Below are 16,926 nucleotides of genomic sequence, written 5' to 3'. Positions count from 1 at the left end.
CAACGGTGGGGGACGACCCTGTTTTTCGGTCGTCCGGTGCGTGAATCATTTGTAGGGGACGACCCTCTTTTTCGGTCGTCCGGTATGTGAATCATTTGTCGGGGACGACCCTGTTTTTCGGTCGTCCGGTATGTGAATCATTTGTCGGGGACGACCCTCTTTTTCGGTCGTCCGGTATGTGAATCATTTGTAGGGGACGACCCTCTTTTTCGGTCGTCCCGCTCTTAGTACAGCAGAGAATAGAGCTGACGGCGGTATTTCGCGGCCAGCGCATCGCCGGTCCCCAGCGCGGCGAGGATCTCCTGCAGCATCTTACGCGCCTGCCCATCGGCCGCGCCGAGATCTTTCTTCAGATGGCTGAACAACAGCTCCAGCGCCTCTTCATTGCGCCCGACCTGGTGGAACTGCAGCGCCAGCTGGGTGGCCAGCTCGACGTTATCCGGCTCGGCTTCAATCTGCTGCTGCAGCTGCTGAATTTCCGGCGTATCCGCCGCCTGCTTCAGCAGGTCAATCTGCGCCACCAGCCCCTGATAGCGGGTATCCTGGTCCTGCAGCGGCACCACTTTCAGCACCGCTTCGGCTTCTTCACTGCGGTTGAGGCCAATCAGCACTTCCGCCAGCAGGAAGCCGATCTCGCTATTCTGATTGCTCAGCGCCCATGCATCCTTCAGCAGCGGCAGCGCATCAATCAGCTTGCCTTCGTCCATCAGCTGCATCGCCTGCTGCGCTAACAGCTGCTCTTTTTTTGGCAGCACTTTTTCCAGCAGGGCGCGCACCGCTTCTTCCGGCTGCGGGCCCTGGAAGCCGTCAACCGGCTGGCCGTTCTGGAACAGGTACACGGTCGGAATCGAGCGCAGGCCAAACTGCTGCGCTACGGCCGGCTCGGCGTCACAATCCAGGCGCGCCAGAATGAACTGTCCGGCGTACTCCTGGGCCAGGCGGTCAAGCAGCGGCGTCAGCTGCTCACAGTGCTGGCTGCGGCCGGACCAGAAGTAGAACAGAACGGGGATCTGCATCGACTGTTCCAGCGTCTGGTGCAGGTTGGTTTCGTTAATCTCGACGATCGCGGCTTGTGGTGACATGAATTTCATCTCTTTAATGACTGATGTTGCTAACTGTATGGGGGCAGAGGCCGCAGCTTCAAGGGCCGCAGGCTAATTCTGGCGTAATAACCGATCCATCATCCAGCCCGGCAGTAAACGGCGTAACGCGCTGAGCGCGTGTGCGACCAGCGTCACAGGATAGCGCAGGCGCGGGTGGCGGCTCTCCAGCGCGTGCCGCAGCTTGGGCAGAATCGCCTCCGGCGGCAGCGTGAACCGCGCGGCAATGCCGGGGTTCTTCACCGGCTGGTCCTGCTGCGACTGATGGACATTATCGGTGAAGCGGGTGTGGATCGGGCCAGGTTCGATCAGGCTGACGCGCACGCCGCTGCCGTGCAGCTCCATGCGTAACGCATCGGACCAGGCTTCCAGCGCATACTTACTGGCGGCGTAAGCCCCGCGCTTCGGCGTAGAGATCAATCCCATCACCGAACTGGTGTTAATAATGCGCCCGCTGCCGCCGTTGATCAAAGCCGGCAGCAGCAGGGTGGTGAGCTGGTGGGTGCCAAACAGATTGGTGGCGAACTGCTGCTCCAACTGCTGGCGGGAGATCGACTGCAGCGGGCCATACAACCCGAAGCCGCCGTTGTTAAACAGCCCATAGAGATCGCCCCCGCACAGAGTGAGGATCTGCGCGGCGGCCCGCTCAACGCTGGCAGCATCGTCGAGGTCGAGCAGCACGCCGCTGAAACCCAGCTGGTTCATGCGCTCTACATCCTGCGGTTTACGGCAGGCGGCAATCACATGGTAGCCGCGCCGCAGCAGATCGTTGGCGGATACCAGACCGATACCGCTGGAACTCCCGGTAATCACTATCGATTTTTGCATTTCTTTACCTGCTATGGCGCCCAACGCCGGGTTACTCATGCTTAACTAGGGGGGCCAGTTCTTTTGCCATCAGTTCGGCAATAAAAGGCTGCGCCGCCGGATTCGGGTGGATCCCGTCATCCTGCATCCACTCCGGCTTCAGGTAGACCTGCTCCATAAAAAACGGCACCAGCGGGATTGAATACTGCTTTGCCACTTTGGGATAGATGGCGGCGAAGGATTGCGTATAGCGTTTGCCGTAGTTGGCGGGCAGCATCACCTGCATCAGCAGCGGCTGCGCGTTTGCCGCCTTTACCTGGCTAATGATCTGGTTCAGATCCTGCTCTACCTGCTGCGGCGGGAAACCACGTAAACCGTCGTTGCCCCCCAGCTCAATCAGTACCCAGCGCGGCTGATGCTGTTTCAGCAGCGCCGGCAGACGTGCCAGTCCCTGCGTCGCGGTATCGCCACTTATGCTACCGTTAACAATCAACGGCGACTTTTGCCACTTATCATTGAGTAACGCAGGCCATGCGGCCGTGGCGGACATGCGGTAACCGGCACTCAGACTGTCGCCCAGCACCAGCAGCGTATCTGCCGCCGTCGCACGCAGCGTCATCAAGGCTAATAATAACAGGACAGGGTAATGCCAGCGGAAAACATTCTTGAAGTTCATCGTCTTAGTAAGTCCGTCGGTCAGGGTGATCATCATCTTTCCATCCTTACCGGAGTTGAGCTGGTTGTCAAACCGGCTGAAACCCTCGCGCTGATCGGCGAGTCGGGATCGGGCAAGTCGACGCTGCTCGGAATTCTGGCCGGGCTGGACGACGGCAGCGAAGGCGAAGTGCTGATGCTCGGCCAGCCACTGCACAAGATGAACGAAGAGCAGCGGGCGGCGCTGCGGGCGAAAAACGTCGGCTTCGTGTTCCAGTCGTTTATGCTGGTGCCGACCCTTAACGCGCAGGAAAACGTCCAGCTACCCGCCCTGCTGCGCGGCGACAGCGACCGCCAGAGCCGCGAACAGGCCGCCGCGCTGCTGGCCCAGCTGGGGTTAGGCGAGCGCATGACTCACCTGCCCGCGCAGCTTTCCGGCGGGGAACAGCAGCGCGTGGCGCTGGCGCGCGCGTTTAACGGCCGCCCGGCGCTGCTGTTTGCCGATGAGCCGACTGGCAACCTCGACCGCAAAACCGGCGACCGTATTGCCGACCTGCTGTTTTCCATGAACCGCGACTTCGCCACCACCCTGATCCTCGTCACCCACGATGAACAGCTGGCCGCCCGCTGCGACCGCCGCCTGCGCCTGCGCGACGGCAAGCTGTGGGAGGAAGCATGATCTGGCGCTGGTTCTGGCGCGAGTGGAAGTCGCCCTCGCTGCTGATTGTCTGGCTGGCACTGACGCTGGCGGTGGCCTGCGTGCTGGCGCTCGGCTCGCTTAGCGACCGCATGGAGAAAGGGCTGAGCCAGCAGAGCCGCGACTTTATGGCCGGCGACCGCACGCTGCGCAGCGGCAAAGAAGTGCCGGAGGAGTGGCTGACGCAGGCGCGTGCCGACGGCTTACAGGTCGGGCGCCAGCTGACCTTTATGACCATGACGTTCGCGGGCGATACGCCCCAGCTGGCCTCGGTGAAGGCGGTTGACGATCTCTACCCGATGTTTGGTGAGCTGAGCACTGCGCCAGCCGGGTTAAAACCGGCGGCGGGCACGGTGCTGGCCGCACCGCGACTGCTGGCGCTGCTCGAGCGTAAAGCCGGGGATAACCTCGACGTTGGCGATACCACGCTGCGCATTGCCGGCGAGGTGATTCAGGAGCCGGACGCCGGCTTTAACCCGTTCCAGACCGCGCCCCGCCTGCTGATGAACCTGGCCGACGTCGCGAAGACCGGTGCTATTCAGCCCGGCAGCCGCGTCACCTGGCGCTATAAATTCTCCGGTACTCCGCAGCAGCTGGCGCGCTACGACAGCTATATCGCGTCGCGGATTACCCCGGAACAGCGCTGGATAAGCGTGGAGAACTCGGAGGATGCGCTGGGTAAATCGATGCAGCGCGCCCAGCAGTTCCTGCTGCTGTCGGCGCTGCTGACGCTGATGCTGGCCATCGCCGCTGTGGCGGTCGCCATGAGCCACTACTGCCGCAGCCGCTACGATCTGGTGGCGGTGCTGAAAACCCTGGGCGCCAATCGAGGGGCGCTGCGGCGGCTGATTGTCGGCCAGTGGCTGGCGGTGCTGCTGCTGGCGGCGATCGTCGGCAGCGCCATTGGCCTCGGCTTTGAAGCGCTGCTGCTACAGATGCTGCGCCCGGTGCTGCCCGGCGAACTGCCTGCCGCCAGCGCCTGGCCGTGGCTGTGGGCGGTGGGATCGCTGTTTGTGATTTCGCTGCTGGTCGGCCTGCGCCCGTATCGCCTGCTGCTGGCAACCCAGCCGCTGCGCGTGCTGCGGCGCGATGCGGTCGCCGATATCTGGCCGCTGAAGATCTACCTGCCGCTGATGGCGCTGGTGGTGATTGGCCTGCTGGCGCTGCTGGTCGGCGGCAGTAAGCTGCTGTGGGCGCTGGTGGCGGGCATTGTGCTGCTCTCGCTGCTGCTGGGTGCCATCGGCTGGGGGGGCCTGCTGCTGCTGCGCCGCCTGACGCTGCGCAATCTGGCCTTCCGCCTGGCGGTTAACCGCCTGCTGCGCCAGCCGTGGACGACCCTCAGCCAGCTGGCGGCGTTCTCGCTGTCGTTTATGCTGCTGGCCCTGCTGCTGGTAATGCGCGGCGATCTGCTGGACCGCTGGCAGCAGCAGATGCCGCCGGGCAGCCCGAACTACTTCCTGCTGAACATCACCGGGCAGCAGGTGCCGCAGGTGCAGGCCTTCCTTGAACAGCATCAGGTGAAGCCGGAAACCTTCTACCCGATTGCCCGCGTGCGCCTGACCGGGATTAACCACCAGCCCGCCGATCCTGAAATGGATAATTCGCTGAATCGCGAGCTGAATCTCACCTGGCTAAAAGATTTGCCGGACCATAATCCGCTGACCTCCGGCAGCTGGCCGCCGCAGCGCGGTGACGTGTCGATTGAGCAGGAGCTGGCCGGGCGGCTGGGGGTGAAGCTTGGGGATACGCTGACTTTTACCGGCGATACGCAAGAGTTCAGCGCCCGGATCACCAGCATGCGTAAAGTCGACTGGGAGAGCCTGAAGCCTAACTTCTTCTTTATCTTCCCGCCGGGCGCGCTCGACGGCCAGCCGCAGACCTGGCTGACCAGCTTCCGCCTTGATAATAACAGCGCGCTGCTGGCCCAGCTCAACCGCCAGTTCCCGACGCTCAGCCTGCTAGATATCGGCAGCATTATGCGTCAGATAGGGCAGGTGCTGGCGCAGGTTAGCCAGGCGCTGGAGATTATGGTGGTGCTGGTGACGGCCTGTGGCGTGCTGCTGCTGCTGGCGCAGATCCAGGTCGGGATGCGTCAGCGCCGTCAGGAGCTGGTGGTGTACCGCACGCTCGGCGCCAGCAAGAGGCTGCTGCGCGGCACGCTGTGGTGCGAGTTTGCGCTACTCGGTCTGGTTTCCGGCGTGGCGGCCGCCATCGGTGCGGAAGCGGCGCTGTGGGGGCTGCAGCGCAAGGTATTCGACTTCCCGTGGCAGCCGGATTACGTGCTGTGGGGGGCGCTGCCGTTAACCGGTGCGCTGCTGCTGTCGATCTGCGGCGGCTGGCTGGGTATTCGTCTGCTGAAGGGCAAGGCCTTGTTCAGAGGGTATTACGCGGAATAAAGCACGGAAGGGAGAGGCATGCCTCTCCCCTACTTAAGACGGATGATTACCCGAGTTTTTCCACCGCCCACGCAATGCCGCTGGCGTACTCCGGCGGCAGCATCGGTACCAGCGCATTCAGCGCTGCGCTTAACGCCGCCGGACTGACGTCCGCCAGATTAAGGTGGCCAACCTTGCGCCCGGCGCGCACCTCTTTCTCATACCAGTGCAGATGCACCAGCGGCTGGTTCAGCCAGTCGAGGTTCAGGTCAGTGCCGATCAGGTTCACCATGACCGCCGGGGTGCTGACCACTGGCGTGGGCAGCGCCAGGCCAAGAATCGCCCGCAGGTGTAGCTCAAACTGGCTGATAGACGCGCCGTTCTGCGTCCAGTGGCCGCTGTTGTGCACGCGCGGGGCCAGCTCGTTGATCAGCAGACCTTCCGGCACCACAAAGCACTCCATCGCCATCACGCCAACGTAGTTCAGCTCATTCATGATCGCCGACAGCATGCGCTCCGCCTGCTGCTGATGCTCTGCATCCACGTCCGGCAGCACCACGCTGGTACGCAGAATGCCGTCCTGATGCAGGTTGTGCGTCAGCGGGTAGAACACGGTGTGACCGTCGTGCCCGCGCGCACCGACCAGCGACATCTCGCCGGAGAAGTTAATCCCCTGCTCAACAATGCATTCACCGTAGCAGTCAGCGGGCAGCGTTCCGGTCTCATCCGCACGCAGGCGCCACTGGCCGCGGCCGTCATACCCCCCGGTGCGGCGCTTAACGATGGCCAACTCGCCGAGGGTGGTGAACACCTGCGCCCACTCGTCGGCAGCGGACAGCAGTTGCCAGGGGGCCGTCGCCAGACCGAGGCGGTCCAGCAGCTGCTTCTGGGTTAAGCGGTCCGCCAGCAGCGGGAAAATGTCACGGTTAACGAACGCGTTGTGGCTTGCCAGCTCGCGCGTCAGGGCGGTTTCCGGCCAGCGTTCAATCTCGGCGGTGATCACGCTCTGCGCAATCGGCAGCGCTTGCGGCTCGGCATCCAGCCCGACCGGATAAACCGCAATACCCAGCGGCTCTCCGGCCTGGCGCAGCATGCGGCCCAGCTGGCCGTTACCTAATACGCAGACCGGCTTCATGCTTCCACCTGCGGATCCGGGTTGTTCAGCACGTCATCGGTCTGCGTCTGGCGCCAGTTTGCCAGGCGGCCCGCCAGCGCAGCATCGTGCAGTGCAAGGATCTGCGCAGCCAGCAGGGCGGCGTTCGCCGCACCGGCTTTGCCAATCGCCAGCGTACCGACCGGGATGCCGCGCGGCATCTGCACGATAGAGTACAGGCTGTCGACCCCGCTCAGCGCCGCGCTCTGCACCGGCACGCCCAGCACCGGCACCAGGGTTTTCGCAGCCAGCATGCCCGGCAGATGCGCCGCGCCGCCTGCACCCGCAATAATCACCTGGAAGCCGTTATCGGCGGCCTGTTCGGCAAAGCTGAACAGTTTGTCCGGGGTACGGTGCGCAGACACCACTTCACAGTGGAACGGAACGTCGAGGCTGGTGAGGATTTCCGCTGCAAACTGCATGGTTGCCCAGTCACTTTTGGAACCCATAACAATAGCAATGCGGGCCGGGGCGGCGTTGGATGACATGCGGGTCTGACTCCTGTGATTGTAAAACGTCACCGCAGCAGCACGGATACGGGCTGCGGGGTGGGAAGGGCAGAGAGAATATCACGACTGCGCGGCGAGGAAAACGGTTGCGTGGCGTCAACTGGCGCAGGATGGCGCCAAAATTTTGATTCAGAACGGGAAGGAAATCAGCGCAATCTCATCAGGGTCGACTTTGATCATCGAACCCTCTTCGTGCCAGGCGCCGAGCACCAGGCGTTCGGCGGGCAGACCGTTAATGCTCAGCGCATGCACGGCCGGGCGATGAGTATGCCCGTGGATCAGACAGGGCACCTGATGGCGGCTCATGGCGTCGACCACCGCCTGCGGATTGACATCCATAATCGCGAGATCTTTATTGCGGTTGGCCTGCTTGCTGCCGTTGCGCATCTTGCGCGCGATGCGCTGGCGCACGAACAGCGGCAGGGCAAGGAAAACGCGTTGCAGCCAGCGCTGTTGCACCTTCTGGCGATAGCGCTGATAGCCCTCGTCGTCGGTACACAGCGTGTCGCCGTGCATAATCAGCACGCGCCTGCCGTACAGCTCCAGCACCTGCTCTTGCGGCAGCAGCGTCATCCCCGCCGCGCGCGCGAAGCGTTTCCCGACCAGGAAATCGCGGTTGCCGTGGATAAAATAGCAGGGGATGTTGAGCTGGCGCAGCGCGGTCGCCACTTCGGCGTGCAGCGGGTTCGGGTCGTCGTCACCGATCCAGGCTTCAAACAGATCGCCGAGAATATACAGCGCGTCGGCGTGCTGCGCTTCACGGCGTAAAAAATGCAGAAAACCGGCAGTGATTGCCGGTTCTTCAGTACACAGATGCAGATCTGCGATAAACAGCGTGTGCGACATTATTCGCTGACGGTGACTTTCTGGATAATCACGTCGTCTTTTGGTACATCCTGGTGCATGCCGCTGCGGCCGGTAGACACGGCTTTGATTTTCTCAACTACGTCCATACCTTCAACCACTTCAGCAAACACGCAGTAACCCCAGCCCTGCAGGCTTTCGTCACGGAAGTTCAGGAAGTCGTTGTCTGCCACGTTAATAAAGAACTGCGCGGTAGCCGAGTGAGGAGCCTGAGTACGCGCCATTGCCAGCGTGCCTTTGGTGTTTTTCAGACCGTTGCTGGCTTCGTTCTGGATCTCAGCTTTGGTCTCTTTCTGCTTCATGCCCGGCTCAAAGCCGCCGCCCTGGATCATAAAGCCGTTGATCACGCGGTGGAAGATGGTGTTGTCGTAGAAACCTTCGCGGCAGTACTCCAGGAAGTTCGCAACGGTAGCCGGTGCTTTATCGTCGAAAGTTTTGATGACGATATCGCCATGATTAGTCTGGAAAGTAACCATTTTCTCATCCTGTCAGGGTTGGAGTATTTAACATTGAGCGCCGGGGGCGGAGACGTAAGTCTTCCCCGTGCGACAGACGGCTCTTATATCACAAAAAGTGATGGCTCGTCAGCCCCGCTGCATAAAGGAAGCGGCAATACCCTTGCTTTACATAGCGCTGGGGGTAAAAATACGTCAGAATGTTCGATTCACTTTTTATCGTAATCCCGCACACGCTTAAACGGAATGTCTCAATGCTAAAGATCTTCAACACCCTGAGTCGTCAAAAAGAGGAATTCAAACCTATTCATGCCGGAAAGATTGGCATGTACGTGTGCGGCATTACCGTTTACGACCTCTGCCACATCGGCCACGGCAGAACTTTTGCCGCGTTCGACGTGGTGGCCCGCTACCTGCGCTACAGCGGTTATCAGCTGAACTATGTGCGTAATATCACCGATATAGATGACAAGATCATCAAACGCGCTCACGAAAACGGTGTGACCATCGAACAGCTGACCAACCGTATGATCGCCGAGATGCACAAGGACTTCGCCGCGCTGAACATTCTGCCGCCGGACCTGGAGCCACGCGCCACGCGCCATATCGGCGAGATTATCGAGCTGGTAGAAAAGCTGATCGCCCGCGAACACGCCTACGTTGCCAGCAACGGCGACGTGATGTTCTCCGTCGACAGCGACCCGAACTACGGCTCCCTGTCGCGCCAGGATCTGGAGCAGCTGCAGGCCGGCGCTCGCGTTGAAGTGGCCGAGAACGTTAAGCGTAACCCGATGGACTTCGTACTGTGGAAGATGTCGAAAGCTGATGAGCCGGGCTGGGAATCTCCATGGGGCATGGGCCGCCCTGGCTGGCACATTGAGTGCTCGGCGATGAACTGCAAGCAGCTGGGTGAGCACTTTGATATCCACGGCGGCGGCTCTGACCTGATGTTCCCGCACCATGAAAACGAGATTGCCCAGTCCACCTGCGCCCACGACGGCCCGTATGTGAACTACTGGATGCATTCCGGCATGGTGATGGTGGACCGCGAAAAGATGTCGAAATCGCTGAACAACTTCTTTACCGTGCGCGACGTGCTGGAGCACTACGACGCCGAGACCGTGCGCTACTTCCTGATGTCCGGCCACTATCGCAGCCAGCTGAACTACGGCGAAGATAATCTCAATCAGGCACGCTCCGCGCTGGAGCGCTTGTATATCGCTATCCGTAACACCGACGCCCATGCTGAAGTGGCCGGTGGCGAAGAGTTTGAAACCCGCTTCCGCGAAGCGATGGACGACGACTTCAACACCCCTGAAGCCTACTCGGCGCTGTTCGACCTGGCGCGTGAAGTCAACCGCCTGAAGGATACCGACAAAGCGGCCGCGAACGGGCTGGCGGCGCGCCTGCGCGTCCTGGCGGGCGTGCTCGGCCTGCTGGAGCAGGACCCGGAACAGTTCCTGCAAAATGGCGCCAATATCAATGACGAAGAGGTGGCGCAGATTGAAGCGCTGATCCAGATGCGTATTGATGCGCGTAAAGCGAAAGACTGGGCGCAGGCCGACGTGGCGCGCGACAAACTCAACGAGATGGGCATCGTGCTGGAAGACGGCGCGGGCGGCACTAGCTGGCGCCGTAAGTAACCCCAGGGGGCGCGTGATAACGCGCCCCCTGCTTTTTGGACCCTGCCAACATGATCAAACAACTCTCCCTCACCAACTACCGCTCCATCCGTTTCCTCGAAATGGAACTCGGGCAGCTCAACGTTATCACCGGCCCCAACGGCTGCGGCAAATCCAACCTGTATAAAGCGGTGCGCCTGCTGCATGAAGCGGCCTGCGAACGGCTGTCGCCGGCGCTGGCGCAGGATGGCGGCATCCAGAAAGCGATGTGGGCAGGGGGCGCGCGGCGCGGCGAGCGCAACAGCGAGCTGAAGCGCATGGTGCTGTCGGCGGAGCTGGACGACTTTGACTATCAGCTGGAGATTGGCTTTCCGGAGCCGCTGCTGAGCCTGTTCAATCTCGACCCGGTGGTGAAGAAAGAGCAGATCTGGCTCAGCGGACATCAGCGCCGCCGCGCTGCGCTGCTGCTGGACCGCAGCAATCAGACCGCCTTCCTGCAAAACATCAACGGCGAGCGCGTGGCCTATCCGGCATCGCTGCATGTGGAGGAGTCGGTGTTTGGTCAGCTGGCCGACCCGCATCTCTATCCGGAGGTGTCGCAGGTGCGTGAGAACCTGCGCGGCTGGCGCTTTTACCACGAGTTTGCGGTGTGGCCAGGCAGCGCGATACGCATGCCGCAGGTCGGCATCCGTTCGCCGATCCTGGCGCATGACGGCAGCAACCTCGCCGCCGCGTTTGAGACGATCCGCGAGCGCGGACACAGCGAATTACTGTTCTCCATTCTGGAGCAGGCCTTCCCCGACAGTCACTTCGAGGTAGAAGCCGCCAGCGGACGCTTCCAGATGCGGATGCATCGCCAGGGGATCCTGCGCCCGCTGGACGCGGTTGAGCTGTCCGACGGCACGCTGCGTTTTCTCTGCCTGGTGGTGGCGCTGCTCAGCCCGCGCCCGCCGGCATTTATGGCGCTCAACGAGCCGGAAAACAGCCTGCACCCGGACCTGCTCCCGGCGCTGGCCCAGCTGATTGCCGAAGCCAGCCGCTACAGCCAGCTGTGGGTCACCAGCCACTCTCCGCTGCTGGCGCAGCTGATCGCCGAACATAGCGAGATCCGCCACTACCAGCTGCACCAGGTCGACGGCGCCACGCAGGTCGTCACCTCGTAGGGGCCGACCTTCTTATTCGGTCGGCCCGTGTCCCGCGCACCCTCACATGTAGGGGCCGACCCTCTTTTTCGGTCGGCCCGTGTTTTGCTTTCCCGCCGGGACCACGATCAAAAAAGGCCGCCCGCAGGCAGCCTTTCAGGTTGCGCGTTTAATCAGTCGGTGACCGTGACGCTTTCGCCGTCAAACTCAACCGTCTGACCCGCGACAATTTTGCAGCGCTTGCGGGTCTCTTTCACGCCATTCACCGTGACGTGACCGCCAGAGATCATTATTTTTGCCATCGCGCCGCTCTCAACCCAGCCTTCCAGCTTCAGCAGGTCACAGAGATCGACATGGGGATGATCGCCCAGAGAGAAAGTTGCCATTATGCTGATGCTCCATCGTCGTTATTTTCACAGGCCTGCAGGGTATTCTGGATCAGGGTTGCCACGGTCATCGGACCGACGCCGCCCGGCACCGGAGTGATGTAAGCCGCGCGCTCGGAGGCCGCATCAAACTCCACATCGCCGACCACTTTGCCGCTCTCCAGACGGTTAATCCCGACATCGATCACGATCGCGCCGGGCTTAATCCACTCGCCGGGAATAAAGCCCGGCTTGCCCACCGCGACCACCAGCAGATCGGCGTGCTCAACGTGATGACGCAGATCTTTGGTAAAGCGGTGAGTGACGGTGGTGGTACAGCCGGCCAGCAGCAGCTCCATGCTCATCGGGCGGCCGACGATATTGGAGGCGCCCACGACCACGGCGTTCAGGCCGTAAGTGTCAATATTGTAGCGCTCCAGCAGCGTGACGATGCCGCGCGGCGTACACGGGCGCAGCTTTGGCGCACGCTGGCACAGGCGACCGACGTTGTAAGGGTGGAAGCCATCCACATCTTTATGCGGGGCAATATGTTCCAGCACCTTCACGTTGTCGATGCCCGCAGGCAGCGGCAGCTGCACCAGGATACCGTCGATCTCCGGATCGTTGTTTAAGGTGGTGATCAGGTCAAGCAGCTCTGCTTCGCTGGTGGTGGCGGGCATATCGTAAGAGCGCGAGAGGAAACCGACCTCTTCGCAGGCACGACGCTTGCTGCCGACATAAATCTGCGAGGCCGGGTTCTCACCGACCAGCACAACCGCCAGGCCAGGGGCGCGCTTACCGGCCGCCAGACGCTGCTGTACCAGCTCTGCAACCTCTTGTCGCACCTGCTGCGCAATCGTTTTACCGTCAATAATTTTTGCTACCATCAGAGAGGGGATCCATCTGTGTTGAGTTAAATCGGGGATTACGCCTATTTTGTCAGAAGCGGACGCTGCTGTCAGGCACAGATTCGCCAGTTGGCGTGCAATCGTGCAGCATCGGATTAATCCGTGCTTACAATTCCCGGTTAATTCCTAATTCATTTCCTCTCAGGCTGTGCCAGGATTGATTCGTAACACAGCAACTCATCGAAAAGATAAAGAGGGAATGATGAAAAATACCATTATTGCACTGTCTGCTTTACTGTTGGCTTCCCCGGTTTTCGCGGCAACCGTGACTGATAACACCGTTGCGGAAGCGCACAAAGGCGCCGATACCGCCAAAGAGAAGCTGCACAAAACCCAGCACGAGGGTTCTGAGATGAAGCTGAAGGCGAAGCACGCCGCGGAAGGTGAGAGCAACTCTACCAGCAGCAAAATCTCCGAAGGCACCCAAAAGGGCTGGGACAAAACCAAAGAAGGCACCGAGAAAGGCTGGGATAAAACCAAGCAGGGCGCCGAAGAGCTGAAAAACAAAGTGACCAACTAAGGCACTCTGTTCACCGCGCCAAAGATCAACCCACCGCACCCGGTGGGTTTTTTTATGGCTGACGGCCAGCGGGTTGCCTCACGACTGTTCATTAGTTCAGCATTAGATGCCCGGCGGCAGTAAAATCGTTGACTCAGCGGGATCGCACCGTATAATCCGACCCAATCACCATGCGCCCTTAGCTCAGTTGGATAGAGCACCGGCCTTCTAAGCCGTAGGTCACAGGTTCGAATCCTGTAGGGCGTACCAATACTTTTCAATAAGTTACGCAATTCTTAATCCCTCCCGAATGTCTCCATGCATGTAGAGTAGCTTGCCTGGCTGCTACGGAATATCACACCACGATTGCTCCACGGCATTTCCAGCATTTGGCTGTTCAGTTTGCTTTCCGGAGAGAACGGCATGGCGGTTGTTTGCCAATCCACGATCCCTCATCCACTGACAGGCTGTTCTGAATCAGGCTAAAATAATGTGATAACACCTACCGGAGGCTGCTGTTGATGAAGAAGTCAGAACTCCCTACGAAAATCTGCAGCGTGTGCGGGCGCCCTTTTACATGGCGCAAAAAGTGGGAAAAGTGCTGGGATGAGGTGCGCAAATGCTCAGAGCGTTGCCGTCGAAAGTAAGGGTTTAGTCCTCATAAAAGGCCGACAGGGGAGCAAGCCCCACCATCATCGAGCCATTTCCAAAGCACATGACCGCGAGCATGAGTTCAGATGGCACAAACCGACCGCGTTGCTGCTTTAGCCAAAAATAGCTACGATCGCGATATATTCCTTGCCGGTCTTTATCCGGATATCAATGCGGTTTATCAGCATATCGGGTAGATCGATATTAATCCGCTGGCTTACCTTCAAAGCGCGACAAATCCACGTCAATGACAAACCAGGAATCATAATCAGCATATTCACGATCGCGTGAATAGGTGAGGTATCCGGCATCAGTAATTTGCTCGACTGAAAATTTCCCACTCAATATCATATCTTCCACAGTGAGCAGTACTGCATCCCGCACCATTTCAGCAATCTCGCCCTGCGTATCAGCGGCTGAAAAGCAGCCATAATCGTAAGCTGAAAAAGCCGGAACAATCATGCCATACGCGGTATTTTCACCTTTGGTTGTCTCAACCCCGACAGAGAAAAACATATTTACCTCCTGACTCCGAGTTTAAAATAAGTGTTTTTATCGTTCCACCCAAGGATAAAGAGGCTTGCAATGTCCTTCGTTCTGTCAGAGTTCCCACACAACCAAAAATGCTAAAGCTCAAAATTCAGCCAAATAAATCCTTGTCGCGGGTCAGCATCAGACAATATGATCCCTGCGCTGCCCCACAATGGGCAGCCGGGTTTGACAGCCTGTTTCGAAGCGCGGCAATAAACCGCTATACTTCAGCGGTTTTTAATTTCCGTTAAGAACACGCACGCCAAAATAATGGTGAGGCGTAGTGGGGGAGCGCTTGCGCTCGCCGGGTTCCGCTTTGACCGGTCTGTCAATCCTGCTACGTCTCGCCACCCCGTTTGACAGCGGAGTGGTGAGGTATGGATTACCTCAAAGCGAGAACATCAATATGACCACTGAAGACACCTCCTACGCCGTGCTTTCTGCCCACGAAATGGACGGTATGTTTACCGCCACCGCCGTGACTGAACCGGAATTGCTCGACCAGTGTCGTGCGCTGGTGTACGCCATCACCGAGCTGACCAACTCCACCGCCCGCGACTGTCTCACCTGGCTGTTAATGGAACGGCTGGAGATTATGCGGGAGGTTGCGGATGCGTAACCAGGGGCTGGCGGCAAAGGCGGTGGGGGAATAACGCCCGGGGTAAGGTCGATCAGGCTGAACTGCCTGCGGCTTTACTCAGCACGCGATTCCCCGTTAACGATCCGAAAAGATCTGTGCCGTGGCCTGAAAGTCGCGTAGTAAAGGGTGCCGCTTATTTGAGTGGCACTTAATTATTAATTCGTTGGGGTGACATTATCGTTTGAAGAAGGTTTTGAGTTTTTGTGGATATATGAAGATATCCGGCAGTATCGAAATCCCCGAAAGGATCAAAGCTCATACGGAGAATTCTTTGTTAAGGTGCCTTTTCTCCTGAAGATATTCACCCTGGATGGTCAGGGCTTCAGACTTGCTCAGCACGCCTTTTCTTTTGAGATTAACCAACAGCTGCTGGATGTTGTCCAACTGTACTTCGTCACCGGCAAGGCGCGTAATCGCCACGGCCATGCGGCTGATATCGTCTGGTTCAGTGGCCACGTTGTGCGACTGAGCCAGCCTGCGAACCCGGTTAGCAACGCTGATTTCGCTTGTTCTCATCGTCAATCCCCTCTCAGATTTATGGTCAAATTATAACAGGCTGCCGTTTTGTTGTCTCTGCGCCGCTGCTGACTTTCTCTGCGCTTTCTCCACCCACCAGGTTATCCTCTCTGTAACCCTTTTCCCCTGCAAAACGTTAAGGAGTCATGATGACCGTGGTAAAAATGGTGGCGGTAGATAAAGACGGCACCTTCCTCGACGACAATAAACAGTACAACCGGGCGCGTTTCCAGGCCTGCTATCAGCAAATGAAGCAGCGCGACATTAAGTTCGTCGTCGCCAGCGGCAACCAGTATTACCAGCTGAAATCCTTCTTCCCCGACATCGCCAGCGAGATCGCCTTTGTGGCAGAGAACGGCGCGTGGATCATCGACCGTGACGAAGAGCTGTTCTGCGGCTCGTTCTCGCGTGCCGATATTGATGCGGTGCTCGACACCCTGCATAACGGCAACTATCCCGACCTGCGCTACATCCTGTGCGGGCGTGAAAGTGCGTACTACTTTGAGGGCATCCCCGAGAGCTGGCTGGTGAAAATGCGCCACTACTGCCACCGCCTGAAGGCGATCCGCAGCCTCGACGACGTGGGTGACGATAAGCTGTTCAAGTTCGCGCTCAACCTGTCGGATGATTACGTCGAGCCGCTAATGGCGGATATCGCCCGCCTGCACAAGGATGCCGCTGCCGCCACCTCCAGCGGCCACGGCTCGGTGGATTTAATCGTGCCCGGCAACCATAAAGGCCACGGGCTGGATCTGCTCGGCAAGCGCTGGGGTATCGATCGCAGCGAGATCCTGGTGTTTGGCGATGGCGGTAACGATATCGAGATGCTGCAACAGTCGGGCTTCAGCTTCGCGATGGCCAATGCGCCGCAAAAGGTCAAGGATGTCGCGCGCTATCAGGCGCCAAATAATAACGAAGAGGGGGTGCTGCAGGTGATTGAGCAGATGCTGGCAGGTAAACCGCCGTTTGATAAAGCAGGCGGGCAATAACAGAGCCGTCAGGCCCATCGCACCCATAACTGGCAGAGAGCAAAAGCTCTCTGTTTACTGACCCCGCGTTATTATTCCGCTGCGATTGACTTCGTGACGAAATTATTTCGCCCGCAGCCGGATAAGCGTTTCAGCCCAGGCTGATGCCGATTACCGCATTGACAAAACCTGCGATAAGCAGAACAAAGCCGGGAATAAGGTAATTCTTCTCTTTCTTTTTATAGAACAGCGCTATCAGTGCCAGGCCTGTCGCTATAAAGGGAAATGCGATGAGGGTGAATGTTGACATACGGCATCCTTATCTGAAATTTATTCCGTTAAGTGTCTGGTCAATGATAAACCAGAAACTCAATTCAGGCTCTGAATGAATAGCGTACGGGGATAATTGAGATCCCGAGCAGGAAAAACCGCGTGCTATTATGCAATATTCTGACGCCCAAAGGCCATAT

19 protein-coding genes, 1 tRNA gene and 1 pseudogene are annotated in these 16,926 nt (G+C 59.0%); 9 read left to right on the top strand and 12 right to left on the bottom strand.

The window, feature by feature from the left end:
- Nucleotides 1-224 precede the first annotated feature (224 nt).
- From ID864_RS14245 to tesA, 3 genes are all read right to left on the bottom strand, one after another.
- Nucleotides 225-1,082, bottom strand: coding sequence for a co-chaperone YbbN (locus tag ID864_RS14245; RefSeq protein ID WP_048916865.1), 858 nt, complete (start codon nt 1,080-1,082; stop codon nt 225-227).
- Between the two features lie 72 nt (nt 1,083-1,154).
- Nucleotides 1,155-1,928: an SDR family oxidoreductase gene (locus tag ID864_RS14240; RefSeq protein WP_048916864.1), complete on the bottom strand. Its 774-nt coding sequence runs from the start codon at nt 1,926-1,928 to the stop codon at nt 1,155-1,157.
- Between the two features lie 31 nt (nt 1,929-1,959).
- Nucleotides 1,960-2,583 (bottom strand): multifunctional acyl-CoA thioesterase I/protease I/lysophospholipase L1, encoded by a 624-nt coding sequence (gene tesA, locus ID864_RS14235; RefSeq protein ID WP_048916881.1) that lies wholly within the window; start codon nt 2,581-2,583, stop codon nt 1,960-1,962.
- On the opposite strand from tesA, the gene ybbA reads away from it, so the two are divergent.
- Nucleotides 2,554-3,240 (top strand): putative ABC transporter ATP-binding protein YbbA, encoded by a 687-nt coding sequence (gene ybbA / locus ID864_RS14230; protein ID WP_048916863.1) that lies wholly within the window; start codon nt 2,554-2,556, stop codon nt 3,238-3,240. The genes tesA and ybbA overlap by 30 nt on opposite strands.
- A complete protein-coding gene (ybbP, locus tag ID864_RS14225) occupies nt 3,237-5,654 on the top strand; it encodes a putative ABC transporter permease subunit YbbP (protein WP_048916862.1) in 2,418 nt (805 codons plus the stop codon). Before ybbA ends, ybbP begins: the two co-directional genes overlap by 4 nt.
- A gap of 46 nt (nt 5,655-5,700) precedes the next feature.
- On the opposite strand, the gene purK is transcribed toward ybbP, so the two are convergent.
- The 4 genes from purK to ppiB all read right to left on the bottom strand — a co-directional run bounded on the left by purK (nt 5,701) and on the right by ppiB (nt 8,635).
- Nucleotides 5,701-6,768 (bottom strand): 5-(carboxyamino)imidazole ribonucleotide synthase, encoded by a 1,068-nt coding sequence (gene purK, locus ID864_RS14220; protein WP_048916861.1) that lies wholly within the window; start codon nt 6,766-6,768, stop codon nt 5,701-5,703.
- A complete protein-coding gene (gene purE / locus ID864_RS14215; RefSeq protein WP_048916860.1) occupies nt 6,765-7,274 on the bottom strand; it encodes a 5-(carboxyamino)imidazole ribonucleotide mutase in 510 nt (169 codons plus the stop codon). Before purE ends, purK begins: the two co-directional genes overlap by 4 nt.
- Nucleotides 7,275-7,424: 150 nt before the next feature.
- A complete protein-coding gene (lpxH, locus tag ID864_RS14210) occupies nt 7,425-8,141 on the bottom strand; it encodes a UDP-2,3-diacylglucosamine diphosphatase (RefSeq protein ID WP_191149974.1) in 717 nt (238 codons plus the stop codon).
- Nucleotides 8,141-8,635, bottom strand: a complete 495-nt coding sequence (gene ppiB / locus ID864_RS14205; protein WP_048916858.1) for a peptidylprolyl isomerase B — start codon at nt 8,633-8,635, stop codon at nt 8,141-8,143. The genes lpxH and ppiB overlap by 1 nt, the downstream gene beginning before the upstream one ends.
- 233 nt (nt 8,636-8,868) lie before the next feature.
- Between ppiB and cysS the strand changes: the two genes are divergently transcribed.
- Together cysS and ID864_RS14195 are read left to right on the top strand one after the other, a co-directional pair.
- Nucleotides 8,869-10,257 carry a cysteine--tRNA ligase gene (gene cysS, locus ID864_RS14200; RefSeq protein WP_191149973.1) on the top strand — a complete coding sequence of 463 codons (1,389 nt, stop codon included), beginning with the start codon at nt 8,869-8,871 and terminating at the stop codon, nt 10,255-10,257.
- 50 nt (nt 10,258-10,307) lie between these two features.
- Nucleotides 10,308-11,399 carry an AAA family ATPase gene (locus tag ID864_RS14195; RefSeq protein WP_048916856.1) on the top strand — a complete coding sequence of 364 codons (1,092 nt, stop codon included), beginning with the start codon at nt 10,308-10,310 and terminating at the stop codon, nt 11,397-11,399.
- Nucleotides 11,400-11,551: 152 nt separating this feature from the next.
- On the opposite strand, the gene ybcJ is transcribed toward ID864_RS14195, so the two are convergent.
- Nucleotides 11,552-11,764, bottom strand: a complete 213-nt coding sequence (gene ybcJ / locus ID864_RS14190; protein WP_048916855.1) for a ribosome-associated protein YbcJ — start codon at nt 11,762-11,764, stop codon at nt 11,552-11,554.
- Nucleotides 11,764-12,630 carry a bifunctional methylenetetrahydrofolate dehydrogenase/methenyltetrahydrofolate cyclohydrolase FolD gene (folD, locus tag ID864_RS14185; RefSeq protein WP_048916854.1) on the bottom strand — a complete coding sequence of 289 codons (867 nt, stop codon included), beginning with the start codon at nt 12,628-12,630 and terminating at the stop codon, nt 11,764-11,766. The genes ybcJ and folD overlap by 1 nt, the downstream gene beginning before the upstream one ends.
- Nucleotides 12,631-12,853: 223 nt before the next feature.
- On the opposite strand from folD, the gene ID864_RS14180 reads away from it, so the two are divergent.
- From ID864_RS14180 to ID864_RS14170, 3 genes are all read left to right on the top strand, one after another.
- The gene (locus tag ID864_RS14180) at nt 12,854-13,171 is read left to right on the top strand and encodes a hypothetical protein (RefSeq protein ID WP_048916880.1); all 318 of its coding nucleotides are present in this window, start codon (nt 12,854-12,856) and stop codon (nt 13,169-13,171) included.
- A gap of 172 nt (nt 13,172-13,343) precedes the next feature.
- Nucleotides 13,344-13,420, top strand: a tRNA-Arg gene (locus ID864_RS14175).
- A gap of 251 nt (nt 13,421-13,671) precedes the next feature.
- Entirely contained in the window at nt 13,672-13,797 is a 126-nt protein-coding gene (locus ID864_RS14170; protein ID WP_099754181.1) for a DUF2256 domain-containing protein, read from the top strand.
- Nucleotides 13,798-13,921: 124 nt separating this feature from the next.
- On the opposite strand, the pseudogene ID864_RS14165 reads toward ID864_RS14170, so the two are convergent.
- Nucleotides 13,922-14,317 (bottom strand): annotated as a pseudogene (locus tag ID864_RS14165) (type II toxin-antitoxin system HicB family antitoxin); the annotation flags it as partial.
- Nucleotides 14,318-14,648: 331 nt separating this feature from the next.
- On the opposite strand from ID864_RS14165, the gene ID864_RS14160 reads away from it, so the two are divergent.
- Nucleotides 14,649-14,951, top strand: coding sequence for a hypothetical protein (locus ID864_RS14160; RefSeq protein WP_191150012.1), 303 nt, complete (start codon nt 14,649-14,651; stop codon nt 14,949-14,951).
- Nucleotides 14,952-15,227: 276 nt separating this feature from the next.
- Here ID864_RS14160 and ID864_RS14155 read toward each other — a convergent pair whose 3' ends face one another.
- Nucleotides 15,228-15,488, bottom strand: a complete 261-nt coding sequence (locus ID864_RS14155) for a hypothetical protein (protein ID WP_191149972.1) — start codon at nt 15,486-15,488, stop codon at nt 15,228-15,230.
- A 149-nt stretch (nt 15,489-15,637) separates the two neighbouring features.
- Here ID864_RS14155 and ID864_RS14150 point away from each other — a divergent pair, with 149 nt between their 5' ends.
- The gene (locus tag ID864_RS14150) at nt 15,638-16,477 is read left to right on the top strand and encodes a Cof-type HAD-IIB family hydrolase (RefSeq protein ID WP_048916852.1); all 840 of its coding nucleotides are present in this window, start codon (nt 15,638-15,640) and stop codon (nt 16,475-16,477) included.
- A gap of 130 nt (nt 16,478-16,607) precedes the next feature.
- Here the strand turns inward: ID864_RS14150 and ID864_RS14145 are convergent, their stop codons facing one another.
- Nucleotides 16,608-16,766 carry a hypothetical protein gene (locus ID864_RS14145; RefSeq protein WP_166643190.1) on the bottom strand — a complete coding sequence of 53 codons (159 nt, stop codon included), beginning with the start codon at nt 16,764-16,766 and terminating at the stop codon, nt 16,608-16,610.
- Nucleotides 16,767-16,926: the final 160 nt, after the last annotated feature.

The sequence above is a fragment of the Erwinia aphidicola genome (genome assembly GCF_014773485.1).
In the GTDB taxonomy this organism is placed as follows: Bacteria; Pseudomonadota; Gammaproteobacteria; order Enterobacterales; family Enterobacteriaceae; genus Erwinia; species Erwinia aphidicola.
Note: the sequence above shows the minus strand (reverse complement) of the source record. Positions and strands in the feature narration are given on the sequence as shown.